We start from the raw sequence: 15,626 nt of genomic DNA on the forward strand, positions 1-15,626 counted from the left end.
GGCGGCTGCGAGTTCAAGGGCAAGATAGGACATTCATTGATATTGCCCAATCTGACAATGGCAGAATTTTTGCCAATACCTTTTCAAGCTTATACCGGCTGAATCGTTCGGGGGAGTCAAAATTTATCGGTTCCTTTGGAGCCTCTGGGATGAATTCTCTGGGGTTTGATGCTAACGGTCGGTTATTTGGTGCTTCTGATAATGGCGGCTTTTACCAAATTAATCAGCGCACAGGGGAAGCCAGGCTGCTATTTACAACTCAAGGTTTTGCCAGCAGTGGTGATTTAGTCTTTGACCCAGCTAAAAATCGATTTTTCTTAACGGCCAGGAGAGCTGGGACAGACGTTTTATTATCTATTCGGCGCAATGGAAGTTTTAGCTTGGTAGGTGATGTTGGATATAGTAATGTCTTCGGCCTTGCTTTGGATGGCAGGAATCTATTTGGCTATACAGCCCAAAACCAGGAAATTCTCATCAACAAGAATACTGGAGTTGGTAGATTTAGGCAGAATGTTAGAGGAACTATAGGTCAGATTTACGGCGCAACGTAAGACATAATCTAGGGCATTATTATCTAGTAAGAAGCAGGTAGCCCTTAATCAATCCTATTGAAGGATCCTGTCAAGCAAGTTGTACGCACTGTATTATCAGGGTTTTGACGCGATTGGCGGGAACTTAGCGATCGCCCATTGTACCGTGTACAGTATCTCCAGTACTTGTAGGGTGGACACTGCCCACCCTACTTGCTGAAATGGCGTTACTGGAATGTGAGCAAGATGCTACATTGGTTGTGACTATGGGGCTACCATCTGGCATTGCTGAATAGCGGTATGACTCCGCAACGTTTGCCGAAGGTTCTGTACTCCTAGCCCCAGGTTCATATCCTGATTCAGCAACACCTACCATCTACCAAAGAGCCCAGGATAGCGGCAAGATCGGATAGAAGGTTACGGCAAACAATCGAGATACATGTCCACATCCCACTGTGTACTCGTCGCCAAAAACTTCTCCCACTCATCTCGCTTGTACCAGTTAAACACCTGATACATGTCTCCCGGCATTGACGCCTTCACAACATCATCCTGCTCCAGCCGCTCCAGCGCCTCACCCAACGACATCGGCAGCTTCTTCACCTGTTTACCTGCCTCCATCGCCTCATAGAGATTACGAGATTCTGGCTCTCCTGGATCCAGATTGCGTTGAATGCCATCATCAAACGCCTTCAGCAACGCTGCTGCCATCAGATAAGGATTCACCATCGAATCCACTGCCCGATACTCAAACCGCCCCGGTGCCGATACTCGCAAACCACAGGTACGGTTCTGGAAACCCCAATCTGCATAGACTGGTGCCCATAGCCCTGTATCCCATAGGCGGCGATAGGAATTCACGGTCGAACAGCCGATCGCTGTCAGGGCTCCCAGATGTTCTATCACTCCACCGATCGCATTCAGACCAATTGGGCCTGGCTTCGTGGCAGATAAGCTAGGATCTGGCAAAAATGTATTCTCGCCGCCCTTGCGATAGCTAAAGGTGCCTGCTAAACCTGGCAGTGTTTCCATGCCAAAATCTTTCACCTGTTCATCTCCGCCATACCATAAAGATAGGTTATGGTGACAACCGTTGGCCGATACGCCCATGAAGGGCTTACTCATGAAGCAGGCGATCAGGTTAAACTCTCGCGCCACCTGGGAACAGATTTGTCGATAGGTGGTGAGGCGATCGCATGTGCGTAACGCATCATCATACATAAAGTTGAGCTCAAGCTGCCCCGGCGCATCTTCATGATCGCCCTGGATCATATCTAGACCCATCGCTTGACAATAGTCAATCACCCGTAAAAATACGGGGCGCAATTCCTCAAACTGATCAATTTGATAGCAGTTGGGCTTGGTCACGCCACCATTGGGCTTACCATCTGGCCCTTTCTTCAGCCACATCATCTCTGGTTCTGTACCGTGCCGCAGATGTAGACCATGGTGATCTTCCTGAAACTGAGCGTGGATGCGCTTCAAATTGCCGCGACAGTCTGATGTCAGGTAGCCCCCCGGATTCTCCGGTTCCTCGCGGTTGCGGAAACAGGTACAAAAGACCCGCGCCACTCGCTTATCCCAAGGCAGTTGGCAGAAAGTGTCTGGATCGGGAATGGCCACAAGTTCCGATGCTTCTGGGCCATAGCCGATGTAGTTGTTGTAGCGATCGAGGAAGAGGTTAGCCGTGGAACCGTACACCAACTGAATGCCGCGTTCGGCAATCGTTTCCCAATGGTCTGCCGGAACACCCTTGCCGACAATGCGCCCCGTAACGGAGATGAACTGGTAGTAAATATACTTAATGCCCAGCTCATCAATCTTGGCCCGCACCTGCGCCACCAAGTCAGCGCGTCCCTCCGCCTGCACACAGGCCTCCAGATTCGTCAGAGCCTCCGACTTTGTTAGCATTCCCGTCATTCTGCTGCCTCCCCACCATCGCTCTGGCTCAAGTTGTGCTGTGCTTAGTTAAAGCCAACTTGTTATGACAACTCTGTATCTAGAGATACCTTCATTCAGAATTCTTGCTGGGACTGTATCGTTGTGGTGCTACGATCGAGTCTGGATTAGGGCTATGGCAATCCCTATCTACCTTGAGACAACTGCTGTCGAGCACCCCACCCTCCCACCTATGACGATATAGAGATTAATCAGACTTAACATTATTTCTCTTTATGTCATCTTCGGAGAGACGCTGGCCAAACCCTTACTCTTTGGTCAGATACTCTTTGGTTAGATAGTGTGAGTTGTTATGACAAAAAATCGCCAGGATATCCCAAAATGATAGGAGAGGCATAATGTAGCCCTCACCCCACACCTCCAAGGACGAGGGACGTTAATGTCTGATCTCCCTTGCTTCTACCGCAAAAAGAGGCTAGGGGATGATGGATATACCTTGCACAGGTACCTCCCAGGGGATGCTTTCCCCGGTGCAGAAGCCCCTAACCAAAAGCCTCGAACCCATAGGGCGACTGCCATAAGCAAAACCTTTTCGAGCCTAATGGAATTCCTATTGAAACGATTTGAGAACCAACTGAATTTCCATGTAAGCTGATCTTGGTATAGTCTATTTATGATGGTCTTTTGAAAAATCATAGTCTCTAGTCTATGACTAGGAGTACATAGGCACCATCTTAGGTAGGTCATTGTAGGCATCGTGAGGACAGCATATGGAGCAGTTTTTCGCCCAAACAGCTTGGTTAATTCCCAGTTATCCTCTGATGGGGATGGTTTTATCGCTGTTATGGCTACCGTCAATTACCCCGCTAACGGGGCCTCGGCCCGCTGGGTATTTTAACCTTGGGATGACGGGGCTAGCCTGTCTGCATGGGGCGATCGCCTTCCATGCTACTTGGCAACAGGCTCCTCAGTACATAGCCTTTTCCTGGCTACAGATTGCCGATCTCGATTTGACCATCCCCATCGAAGTATCGTCGATTACCCTAGGTGCCATTCTAGTAGTAACGAGCATTAACTTTCTAGCCCAGGTTTATGCCGTGGGCTATTTAGAAATGGACTGGGGTTGGGCAAGATTTTATGCCCTGTTAGCTCTGTTTGAAGCTGGCATGTGTGCTCTGGCCCTGTGCGATTCGCTATTTTTCAGCTACATGATTTTGGAAGTTCTCACCCTCGGCACCTATTTGCTGATCGGCTTCTGGCTCAATCAGTCGTTGGTGGTCACCGGTGCTAGAGATGCGTTTCTCACCAAGCGGGTGGGGGATTTGGTGCTGTTGATGGGGGTATTGGCGCTCTATCCTCTGGCTGGCACCTGGGATTTTCAAGAGTTAGCGGTTTGGGCAGAGACGGCCGATATCAACCCGACGACTGCAACCTTGGTGGGTTTGGCTCTGATCGCTGGCCCCATGGGCAAATGTGCTCAGTTTCCCTTGCACCTTTGGCTGGATGAAGCCATGGAGGGGCCGGTACCCAGTACCATCCTGCGGAATTCGGTGGTGGTGGCTACGGGGGCATGGGTGCTGATTAAGCTGGAGCCAGTGTTAGCCCTATCCCCGACGGTCTTATCGGTGGCGATCGCCATTGGTTCGATCACGGCGGTGGGCGGTACGCTCATTTCCATGGCTCAAGTGGACGTCAAGCGTGCCCTATCCTATCTGACCAGCGCCTACATGGGCATTGTATTCATTGCTGTGGGCGCACAGTTAAGCAACGCCGCATTTTTGATGATTCTCACCCACGCTGTGGCTATCAGTTTGCTGGTCATGAGCTCTGGATCGATTGTCCTCAACAGCATTACCCAAGATTTAACCCAGATGGGTGGCCTTTGGCAGCGGCGTCCTGTATCGGGATTATCCTACCTGGTTGGCGTAGCTGGACTCATTGCCCTGCCGCCCCTGGGTGGATTTTGGTCGATGCTTGCCTTGCTGGATGGTGTATGGAGCGATCGCCCTGTGATTGCCGTGATTTTGCTGCTGGTGAACGCTCTGGCTGCTTTTGCCGTCACGCGAGTTTTTGTGCTGATGTTTGGCGGTAAACCCCAGCCGATGACAGAGCGATCGCCGGAGAACGGTTGGCTGGTGACCTTACCGATGACTATCTTGGCAGGGTTTGTCCTGCACCTCCCTCTAGTGCTGCAAACCCTGTCACTGTTGCCGGACTGGGCTGTTCTCAATAAAGATGTAGCGTTAGTGCTCATCTGGTCAACCCTGTCTGGCTGCAGCCTAGCGGCCTTGGTGTACTATGGCCCCACATCTAAGCCAATTCGGCTACCGTGGCAAGCATTACAGAATTTGTTAGCCTACGACTTCTATACATCCCGAATTTATGGCTTCAGCGTTGTCGGTAGCGTGGATCGGATCTCGCGCTTAATTGACTGGGGCGATCGCTACCTAGTAGATGGCTTCGTCAATATGGTGGGGCTAGCCTCACTCTTTGGCGGCGAAGCCCTCAAATATGGCAACAGCGGCAAAACCCAGTCCTATGTGCTCACCATTGCCCTGGGCATCATTTTAATCACGCTTTTGATGACATGGTCGTCGTTGACTAACCTATCTCTTGTTATTGGTGGATAACCCATGCTTAGCACCTTGATTTGGCTGCCATTTCTAGGGGCGATCGCCCTTGGCTGTTTGCCTGCCTCTATCTCGTCAAAACAGATTCGTTGGATTACCCTTTGGTTTACGGGAGGTATTTTACTTTGGAGCTTAGCCCTCCTCTTCCAGTTTGACCTGAATACGCCGACGCTGCAGATGCAGGAATACTTGCCCTGGATTGATAGCCTTGGTCTAAACTACCAGCTTGGCGTAGATGGTCTATCTATTACCTTAGTGATCCTAAACAGCTTTTTAACCTGGATTGCTGTGTTCAGCAGTTCAGAACAGACGGAACGTCCGCGTCTGTTTTACAGTCTGATGCTGATCTGCAGCGGCGGTGTGGCCGGGGCATTTTTGGCCCAAAATCTACTCCTCTTTTTCCTGTTTTATGAACTAGAGCTTGTACCGTTCTACCTGCTGATCTCGATTTGGGGCGGCGAACGGTGTAATTATGCTGCCACCAAGTTCTTGATCTATACAGCCCTGTCCGGAGCACTGATCCTGGTTGGCTTCCTCGGTCTAGTTTGGCTCACGGGGGCCTCATCCTTTGCCTACAGTGATGTCTTGGGGCAGAGTTTGCCCATGCTATCGCAGCTTATTCTTCTCGGTATCTTATTGGTGGGATTTGGCATCAAGGTGCCGTTAGTGCCGTTCCACACTTGGCTGCCCGATACCTATACAGCCGCATCCACACCCACCGCGATTTTGCTGGGCGGTGTTTTAGCGAAATTGGGAGCCTACGGCATCTTTCGCTTTGGGCTAGGTTTATTTCCAGATGCCTGGTCGGTGTTGTCTCCTGGCTTAGCGACCTGGGCGACGATTAGCGTGCTCTACGGGGCCATGGCAGCGATCGCCCAAACGGACATTAAGCGCATGGTAGCCTACAGCTCTGTGGGCCATATGGGCTATATCTTATTGGGTGGAGCGGCCTTGACGACGCTGAGTATGGTGGGTGCTGTTTCCCAGATGGTTGCCCATGGGCTAATCCTGGCTATCCTATTCCATCTCGTTGGCTTAGTCGAGCTGAAGGTTGGCACCCGCGAGCTGAATGTACTCAACGGTCTGATGAATCCTATTCGAGGGCTACCTACTATTAGTGCGCTCTTGGTGTTGGGTGGGATGGCAAGTGCTGGCATTCCAGGTCTGGCAGGATTTATCGCCGAATTTCTTATTTTCCAAGGTAGCTACACCGTCTTTCCGATTCAAACCTTGCTGTCTGTGGTAGGCACGGGTTTAACGGCAGTCTATTTTGTGATTCTGCTAAACCGCACCTGCTTTGGCAAGCTAGATAATGCGATCGCTTACTTTCCCAAGGTTGAGTGGGGTGAGCGGGTACCGGCCTTGGTTTTAGCTTGGGCTATTTTCTTGCTGGGTGTTCAGCCAAGCTGGCTTGTGCGTTGGAGTGAATCAACCACGGCAGCTATGGTGTCAGCGGTTAGCCCGCCCGCGACACAGATGATCACGATCACAACGGCTATGCAATCTACAGAAGCGTTGATGATCCCGAAAAACTGATCGTCTGTTCCTGATATGCCCTGTTGTCTATGTTGCAACCTAGAAACTAGAAATCTATGACTACGACCATGTCCTCAACATCCACGGCCATTCCTCCCTCTCAGCATCCTTTCGCCGACATTATCCATCGGCTGGAAGCAGGAGGAGCCATGCTTCCTGATACCCCTGAGAATCTCATGCAAATCATTGGTATCTATAAAGCCTATGCGGTACCGATGGATTTTTACTGGCGCGACCTCTTGTATATTGCTGAACGAGTTTTCTTAAACCCTGTTCCAGCCTTCAAGTACTTTCTTCCCCAAGAGTATCTAGATCTTCATAATCACTATGCAGGAGATGATGCTGATCTACGGATTTGGCGAGGAGAAGCGACCGCCCACCCAGAACTTTTAGATTTTATCAACAAGGGTGAGACTAAGAAAACATGGCCTAAGTTATTCCACCATCTTTGGCACGATCGCATCAATATGGAATTTGCTGAAGCCTGCATGAGAGCCATGTTGTGGCATCGTAAGATGTATGCGCCAGCCAATAGATTCGACCCCTATTTAGACACGGATGAGTATAAAGCTAACGCTGATCGTGCCATCCGCGCCTACTTTAAAAACAATCCATTGATGCTGTCTTTGCACAAGCTATTTCCCGAGATGTTTATCGAGAAGGTGCGAGAGCTATCTTACTATGCAAACCTAGGTTTGTTTTGGGAAGTTATGGCTCCCGTCTTTTTTGAAATGTCTGATCTGTATGATGAAGGTAAGATCACTAGCGTTCCTGAAGCCATGAATTTTCTGGTCAACGGCATTTTTGCCATTGCTGGACGCCCTATTTACCACCATGTCTACATTGATGGTGAATGTTATGAAATTATTCCCAAGTCAAAAGGGATGACGTGGCTATATGAAGCTGCTCTGCCCTATGTAGAATCTGTGTTTTACCGGACAGCCCCCTTCCGAGGCACCAAGTCCTATAATGCTCAGGCAGAACAGGTACCGGCTGAGCAAGCAGATTTTCACTACGGCATTCTCTATGCAGATGTATTTCCAGTGGGGACAGCCGGTATTCCACCTACGTTGCTGATGCAAGATATGCGGCACTTCCTGCCATCTTATTTGGTGGACTACTACAGTCAGCACTGTCGAGGTCAAGACGATATTTTGATCCAGCTAGGAATTACCTTTCAGCGATCGATGTATTGCGTGACCTCTGCTGTCATTCAAGCCCTGCGCCAGGCATTATTGTACCCGCTTGATGATCCTAATCCTGACCATCTCATGGCAAATCGCCAGTTTTTCGAAGCTCAGATGGATCGATTTCTGCGTCCTGAAGCCCGCCTCCGCGACATTCAGCGACAAGACTATCGCTAGATAGACATTGCTGGGTATTTCAGATGTGACTATCATGCCCTTGGACAATTCACACCATTTATCTAACCTTTTTGACCATGCCCACTATTGTCGATATTGCTGTCACCTCAGATTCGTTTAAGACGCTAGTCACAGCCGTTAAAGTAGCTAACTTGGTGGATGCCCTGAGTAGTCCGGGGCCCTTTACCGTTTTTGCGCCCTACGACGATGCCTTTGCTAAGTTACCTCCAGGTACCATCCAAACGCTGGTGCAAAACCCGCCCCAGCTAGGACGTATCCTCAAGTATCATGTTGTAGCTGGACGACTGACTCAAGCTGACCTGTCAAAGATGACGTCGGTGACGTCACTGGAGGGATGCGAGATTCCAATTCGAGCTGCAGATAGATTTGAGGTTAAAAATGCAACTGTTGTGGCTGCCGATATTGAGGCTGACAATGGAATCATTCATGTCATTGATACGGTTATATTGATGGGTTAATGTTTGCCTAAACGCAGGCTTGATCATCTGTTGTGAAAGCTGTGACATTGGATGGGATGGTCTTGAGCCGAATTTGACAATATAGGTCTTCGATCCTCACGTCAAATTTGGTTGAATGCTCATGGCCAAAATATCCTGCATTTTATCTCTGCTTCGTCATCCCCTTGAGGAGGGGATGACGAAGTCTCGGTAGGGTGACCGACTAGAATAAGCAATGTAGCCAGACTTTATACCAACCCTCTTGTGTTACTTGGCAGTATCCTGACAAATTCTAGTCAGGACAGTTCACGACATCTAACGAGATCCTAAAGGTTCGGGCATTGTTGGATAGCAGGATAAATTGCCCTCATCCCCAACCCTTCTTCCGAGGAAGAAGGGGGCTAAAACTCCTGTCCCCTCTCCTAAAAGGAAAGGGCTAGGGAGAGGGTAGATGTTGCGTTCATACCTAGATGCAGCAACGCTGGTTCGACTCCTTTTGTCCAAACGTGACCCAAGAGAGACGATAGGAACCTAGGCAAAATCGCGATCGAGTTGGCTAAAGCGATTGACCGGGAATGGCGTCGCCATAGCCTTTTGGTAGGTCGCTTCTATGGCTGGCACTAGGCGTTCGGCCTGACGAACTCGTTCAGCTCGGTAAGCTTCATACTCGGGTAAGAGCGATCGCAACTCAGCTAACAAATCGGCTTCATTCACCGTTACCACTTGCCCTTGATCTACGACCAATTGTCCATTCACAAAGACCTTGCGAATAGACTGCCCCCGTTCGGCATAAACCAAGTGAATGGGCAGATCAGCCTGGGGTGTAAAGCTTGTGGTGGTGAGATCATAGAGCACAATGTCAGCCTTTTTACCAGGAGCGATCGCTCCAATATCCTCTTGAAGTAAGGCTGAGCGTGCTCCACCTTGGGTTGCCCACGTCAACACATCCCGAGCCTTGGGATAGCGAGAATAATCAGACTGCGTGACGGAGTGGGTCAAGCCTGCTGCTTTAATCACATCAAACATATTAAAGGAGTCGTTTGAACTCATACCGTCTGAGCCAAGGGCAATGGTGACACCCGCATCCATCAACTGGCGAATGGGCGCAATGCCGCTGCAGAGGCGGTGGTTGCTCACCACGTTATGAATAACCGTCGCTCCAGCTTCGGCAATTAACTCAATATCGCGATTGGTGAGCCAAATACCATGGGCGATCGCCGTGCGATGGGTCAAAATACCGTGGGTCTTGGCATAGCTCACCACCGACTCTCCTTCCCCATAGAAGACCGGCCCCGTGACTGCCTGGGTACGGGTTTCTAGCATATGGGTATGAATCGGCAGATTAAAATCCGCAGATAGGTCAGCAATTTGGTGCATCAGATGAGGGGTGACTCGCTGGGGAGCTGAGGGAGCTAAGGCGAGGGTTAGGAGTCCATCGCGCTGATGCCAGGTTTGATAGAGATCTTTGAATAGGGAAATCCAATCCTGATCTGACAATCCCTCTAAGTCCTCTAACTCTTGATGTAGATCAGCCGGCAAGAAATCGCCTAAAAACGGAATGGTTTGATGCAACGGTAGGTTGATCGCATGGTGGGTGAGGCTCGCCCGCAGCCCCAGATCTAAATAAGCTTGAGCCACAGCGGCGAAAATCTCCGGTGTGATGTAGGGCATTTCAATCAGGTCATCTTGAATCGTTGTTGCTCCCGACTTCACCTGTTCGAGGGCTCCCAACATCGTACGCAGGTAGCAAAGGCGTGGCGTTAGATGCTGTTGCTGCAGGGGTGGATAGGTATAGAGCATCCATAACTCTAAGGGCATAGACTCATAGCGCCCTTTTTCCAAGATTTCCACTGAGTGAGCATGGGCGTTGACAAACCCCGGAATCAGCAACTGATGGGTGGCATCAATGACGTGGGTTTGAGCCGTGGGTGGCTCAAGGTTTGGCGCAACCTGAGTGATGCGATCGCCCTCCACTAGCACATCGACTTGTCGGGGTTGGAGATCAAGGGAACCATCTTCTTGGGGGGTGAACGGTAAAACCGTAGCATTTTGGATGAGATAGGAGGTTGCGACCATGGGGATTGCACCGGTTGATAGAAGGTTTCAGCCATCATCGATCGCAGGGGGACATTACGCAAGCGTTATTTCTCCTAGAAAGGTTGGCTGAGCATGGTCATAGCCAGTTGCTTCTTGGCCAGATAGCCGATTGTGCGCATGGCTTGATCCACGTCTTCTGTCCAAGGCAAGGAGCAATTGAGGCGGAAACAGTTGGTATAGCCGCTGGATGCAGAGAAAATGACGCCAGGAGCAATGCTAATGTTTTGAGCCAGGGCCTCTTCATAAAGCTGCAGCGAGTCGAACTCAGGGGGCAGCTCTAGCCACAGCACATGACCGCCATTGGGGCGAGTTACCTTGGTTTCTGCAGGAAAATAGTCGCAGATCGCCTGGGTCATTTGGGCTGTTTGCATCTGATATTTGCGTCGCAACTGTCGTAGATGGCGATCATAACCACCGTTAGCCAGAAAAGCTGCCAGGGTAAGCTGGGGGGCGATCGCTGTCGTTTGGTTCAAGACCCACTTGAGTTGCTCCACTTTGGCCTGATAGCGACCTGCGATCGCCCAGCCAATCCGCATTCCCGGCGACAGTGTTTTGCTACAGGAAGCGCAGTACAGGACTAGGCCGCTGCGATCGAAGGCTTTGATAGCTTTTGGGCGGCTACCTTCAAAATAAAGATCGCCGTAAATATCATCTTCAATCAACGGCATATCGTAGCGCTCTAGCAAGTCGGCCAACTGCTTTTTCTTGGCATCGCCCATGCAGGTGCCCAGGGGATTGCTAAAGTTGGATACCAGCACACAGGCGGTAATCTGCTGACGCTGCATCGCCATCTCTAAGTAATCCAACGATAGGCCATCCCGAGGATGGGTTGGCAGCTCTAGAACCTTGAGATGCAGCATTTCCAGAGCTTCAAGCAGCCCGTAGTAGGTAGGCGATTCGATAGCAACGGTGTCTCCCGGCTGCGTCACGGCGCGCAACGACAGATAGACCGCCTCAAAGGTGCCGTTGGTGGTTACAATCTGATCTGGATTAATGGAACACCCTGCCGTGAGCATGCGCTTGGCCACCTCGCGACGCAGCTCAACACAGCCCGGCGGCGCATCATAGGAATGGGCCTTGGCGGAATGCTGGCGCAACACTTGCCCCATGAGGCGATTGAGGGCATTGAGGGGTAGGTGCTCAGCCACGGGTACCGCCGCCCCCAGCTTCAAAATCTTTGGATCCTGGATGGCGTGCATTAAGCGAAAGGTGAGGGAGTTGTCGATATCATAGACACGCTTGGGTGGATCCGTCGTTGCTGGCTCCTGAGGCTGCTGTAGGGCAGTTTGCCGCACGTAGTAACCCGACTGCGGGCGAGCACAGATCATGCCCCGATCCTCCAAAACCCGATAGGCTTCTAGCACGGTCGAGATGCTCACCGAAAGCTGTTCTCGCAGTTTGCGAACAGAGGGCAGGCGATCGCCCGGTTTCAGAGTCCCTTCATAAATCAGGGTTTCTAGGCGGTCTGCCACCTGCTCATACAAACTTTTGTCAGATTCTAGATTGAGGGGAGTCATTGCCATAGCTAGTACCTTGAGAAGGAACAGTACAGTTGGGAGCGATCGCTACCAATACAGTTTTGTTTTTGCAAACTGTACCCATAACAATTTAGCAGAACTGCATCTGTTTGGTTTAGATGTAACACAGCATACTAGATTCATACCGCTGATGGATAGGAACACCGTCTAGACCAGCAGCGATCGCTACCTGAGGAGAGACAACAGGATGAATCGATCCTTCCATCGAAATTACTCATGAATGCCATCGGATTTTTCGGTTGATCTCTTATTCCAGCCTCAGTAAGGTGAGGGCAACAGTATCTGACCTTCACTCAAATCTATAGGTCAAAACGTCCTATCTATTGGATGTGTAGGCACTGAGCCGCGCTGTTTTTATTCGATCTTGAACCTGTAGGCAATACTCTCGATTCAGCACAGGTGGTGCTGGAAAGCTGATATGGCAGATTTTGGTTATATCTAGCTTCTAGCAACCACAGTCGCCCAGTGTTTTCCAATGCTGGATATGTTTTCCATCCCTTTACGAAGTCTTTAGGAGGACGCGATGAACCCCGATCATGTCACCGCTCGCAATCAATTAGAGTCCTTATACAACGAGAAGATCGCACAACGCCCCCGGGTCACCCTCTGGTCTAAAATTATTCGTCCTGTGGTGTCTGATTGGGGATCTGGAATCCTTAAATTTCTGCTAGGCAGCCATGATCCTGTAATTTCAGAGCGGATCGATAAAAATGGACAAGGTATCTATGAAATTTATGATCCCATCACTCGCGATCGCATGACCTGTCACTCTGAACAAGAAGTGCGCGCTTGGCTAGAGCAACGATACTATCAGTAAACGAGGCGTTGCTGAATGAGGCTAGGAAATTGGAACGTGAGCAAGATGCTTACACGCACAACCCATTCACCATCAAGGTCGTGTGAGCGTTTCGCTCACGGTTTCTTAGCACAAATCACCTATTGATTCAGCAATTCAGCAACTCCCGGTAAACGACAGGGCAACAGATACTAGGATAGGGTGAGCGTGAGTGTCTGGCTTACAGTTCGCTAGCGCCAACTCTACCGTGATTTAGTATCCAGGCATTGCTGAATCGATAGATAATTTGCCCTCATCCCCAACCCTTTTCCCCAGGGAGAAGGGAGCTAGAACTCCTGTTCCCTTTCCCTAGGGAGAGGGCAGATTGAGCCATTCATACTTGATTCAGCAACGCCGGTATCCAGATGCCTATTCTGGACGCCTAGGTTACGATGCTCGTCCTCGTACTGGAATCTTGATAGTAAACACCGTTCCTTGCCCTAATCCTGACTGACAGGTTAAGGTACCTTGGTGCTGTTCTGTAATAATTTGGTAGCTGATAGCTAAGCCTAAACCGGTTCCCTTGCCAATGGGCTTGGTTGTGAAAAAGGGATCAAAGAGCTTGCTGGCGATGCTATCTGGAATTCCAGATCCATTGTCGGCAATTGTGACCAGCACAGCATGGTCGGCAAGACAGCGAGTTTGAATATGAATGCTGGGAGGATCATGGTCTCTAGAGCAATCTTTCCTCGGCTCAGGTTTGCTCATCGTTGAGGCTTGGGGAGATCCTAGAGCAATCCGTTCTTCTAGGGCATCAATGGCATTACTAAGAATATTCATAAAGACTTGGTTGATTTGACCGCCATAGCACTCGATGAACGGAATATCGCCGTAGTTTTTGATGATTGCGATCGCCTCCCGATTGGATTGAGCCTTGAGCCGGCTATTGAGAATTAACAGGGTACTGTCTAGGCCTTGATGAAGGTCGAAGGGTTTCTTTTCAGATTCATGCAAGCGTGAAAAGAGCCGCAGAGATAACACAATACTGTTAATGCGTTCAGCCCCAACTTGTAGAGACTGTAAAACTTTAGGCAGATCCTCTTGGAGGAAGTCTAAATCGATGGTTGAAATTTGCTGCTGCAGGTTGGCGCTGGGCTGGGGTAGTTCGGCTTGATAGGCAGATAGTAAGGTGAGTAAATCGTTGGTATATTGCTTAACGTGGCTGATATTGCCGTAAATAAAACTAACAGGATTGTTAATTTCATGGGCGACTCCGGCAACCAGTTGCCCTAGAGAGGACATTTTTTCTGTTTGAATAAGTTGAGCTTGGGCTTGACGCAGATTGCCTAAAGCTTTTTGCAGTTCTTGGTTTTGGGCTTCTGTCGTCTGAGCGGCTTTTGTTAAATCATGGGTATATTCTTGAATGCGCTGAATGAGATTATTCAGGGCCTGCGCCAGCCAGCCAATCTCATCATGACTTGCAATCGGTGCTCGCAGGGTAAAATCTGCCTCAGTGGCAACCCGTTGGGCAATGTGGGTTACCTGTTCTAAGGGTTGGGCGATCGCCCGTGTGGTGCGAAGGGCTAATCCTCCGGCTACGGCTGCGGACAAGATCATACTCAGCACAATGATCAGCTTCTCCAACCCTTGGGCATCTTCCATTTCAACCGTGCCTTCCAGCTCTTGCTGCTGAGCCGTTTGGGTCAACTGGATGACTTGAGTATGCATCTCATCTATCTGGGCAGCTCTTGTGCCTGAGACCAGGTCTGTGAGATTAGCTTGGGCAATGGCTTGCTCGGGCTGCGATCGCGCCTCTATTAAGGCTTGAACTGCTGAGTTAAGGTCTGCCTCGTAGGTTTTCAGAGCTTGTGCATAGTCGTTGAGGATGTTGGTCATCACCTCTGGTGGTGCGGCGAACCAGGTAGGGTTGTTGTCTAAAAATGAGGTTAGGGCAAGCTGATTGGTTTCGACCTGGGATACGGCGGCTTGAAACTGAACCCAATGATCTTGATAGGGTTGATCGGTGTGAACCGCAAGGTCTAGGGCCAAGCTCTGAACTTGTGCGCTCTTGCCCGCTATTTCTAGCTGTCCTAAAAGTAAGGACTGGGTTTGCGCGTCTAAGAGCTGCGTGATTGCCTGCCCCTGATAATAATCGGCAAGCACCAAACCTAAGAGTGAGCCGGTTAAGCCAATCCCAATTGACCAGAAATAGCCAATGCCAATTTTCTGGTACATTCGCCAGTTACGAACCTGTAACAATCGCTGAGGAAATCGCGCTCGGTTCGGAGATAGGATTAACGCTGAAGATGTAGAGGATGGTTGTACAGAAAGGCGGTTTTCAGTTCCTTGGGCATCCTGCGATCGCTCCTGCATTCCTTTAGATTTGAGATCCATGTCATCCTGCGGATGTGCCAAAACACACAATAATTACGATTTCAAGACTACTATTCCCAGTTCATCGTTAACATTGTTCATCGTTAACGTTTTCAATCAGAGCATTTTCTGTTGAGATAAAGGGAATGGCGGCGTATGAAGCTTTTCGTCAGGGACTGGTTGGGGTAGGATGATGAGGGCGATAGGGTCTACTACTTGAGCGTTGTTTGCCCATGATAGACCATAGGGTCTGGCAGGCACACGACGTGAGAGTCTAGACCAAACCAAATCATAGCAAATTCATTGCCATATCCCCACAGATGAATCTGATTTCCGACAGGTCTTATGGATGGGAACGATTCTTGCGGCTGAAGTAGCCTCATTCGGCAACGCCCTTGAAGGAGCGGTGTTGCTGAACTGGAAGAT

Annotated in this window: 10 protein-coding genes; 6 read left to right on the forward strand and 4 right to left on the reverse strand. The window is 50.0% G+C overall.

What is annotated here, in order from left to right:
• A partial coding sequence (locus JUJ53_RS07095; RefSeq protein WP_204151297.1) for a hypothetical protein occupies positions 1-551 on the forward strand: 551 nt, incomplete at its 5' end.
• Positions 552-947: 396 nt separating this feature from the next.
• On the opposite strand, the gene JUJ53_RS07100 is transcribed toward JUJ53_RS07095, so the two are convergent.
• Positions 948-2,450 (reverse strand): glutamine synthetase, encoded by a 1,503-nt coding sequence (locus JUJ53_RS07100; protein ID WP_204151298.1) that lies wholly within the window; start codon positions 2,448-2,450, stop codon positions 948-950.
• Positions 2,451-3,199: 749 nt separating this feature from the next.
• On the opposite strand from JUJ53_RS07100, the gene JUJ53_RS07105 reads away from it, so the two are divergent.
• The 4 genes from JUJ53_RS07105 (at position 3,200) to JUJ53_RS07120 (ending at position 8,438) form a co-directional block, all read left to right on the forward strand.
• Complete coding sequence (locus tag JUJ53_RS07105; protein ID WP_204151299.1) at positions 3,200-5,059, forward strand: NAD(P)H-quinone oxidoreductase subunit F; 1,860 nt, start codon at positions 3,200-3,202, stop codon at positions 5,057-5,059.
• A gap of 3 nt (positions 5,060-5,062) precedes the next feature.
• Entirely contained in the window at positions 5,063-6,595 is a 1,533-nt protein-coding gene (locus tag JUJ53_RS07110) for an NADH-quinone oxidoreductase subunit M (protein ID WP_204151300.1), read from the forward strand.
• A 56-nt stretch (positions 6,596-6,651) separates the two neighbouring features.
• Entirely contained in the window at positions 6,652-7,959 is a 1,308-nt protein-coding gene (locus JUJ53_RS07115; protein WP_204151301.1) for a CO2 hydration protein, read from the forward strand.
• Between the two features lie 77 nt (positions 7,960-8,036).
• A complete protein-coding gene (locus JUJ53_RS07120) occupies positions 8,037-8,438 on the forward strand; it encodes a fasciclin domain-containing protein (RefSeq protein WP_204151302.1) in 402 nt (133 codons plus the stop codon).
• A 510-nt stretch (positions 8,439-8,948) separates the two neighbouring features.
• Here the strand turns inward: JUJ53_RS07120 and JUJ53_RS07125 are convergent.
• Both JUJ53_RS07125 and JUJ53_RS07130 read right to left on the reverse strand, forming a co-directional pair.
• Positions 8,949-10,493, reverse strand: coding sequence for an amidohydrolase family protein (locus JUJ53_RS07125; protein ID WP_204151303.1), 1,545 nt, complete (start codon positions 10,491-10,493; stop codon positions 8,949-8,951).
• Between the two features lie 74 nt (positions 10,494-10,567).
• A complete protein-coding gene (locus JUJ53_RS07130) occupies positions 10,568-12,037 on the reverse strand; it encodes a PLP-dependent aminotransferase family protein (protein ID WP_204151304.1) in 1,470 nt (489 codons plus the stop codon).
• A gap of 538 nt (positions 12,038-12,575) precedes the next feature.
• Here JUJ53_RS07130 and JUJ53_RS07135 point away from each other — a divergent pair.
• Entirely contained in the window at positions 12,576-12,869 is a 294-nt protein-coding gene (locus JUJ53_RS07135) for a hypothetical protein (protein ID WP_204151305.1), read from the forward strand.
• Positions 12,870-13,274: 405 nt separating this feature from the next.
• Here JUJ53_RS07135 and JUJ53_RS07140 read toward each other — a convergent pair whose 3' ends face one another.
• Positions 13,275-15,221: an ATP-binding protein gene (locus JUJ53_RS07140; RefSeq protein WP_204151306.1), complete on the reverse strand. Its 1,947-nt coding sequence runs from the start codon at positions 15,219-15,221 to the stop codon at positions 13,275-13,277.
• Between the last annotated feature and the right edge of the window lie 405 nt (positions 15,222-15,626).

The organism is Leptolyngbya sp. CCY15150 (genome assembly GCF_016888135.1).
Lineage (GTDB): Bacteria > Cyanobacteriota > Cyanobacteriia > RECH01 > RECH01 > RECH01.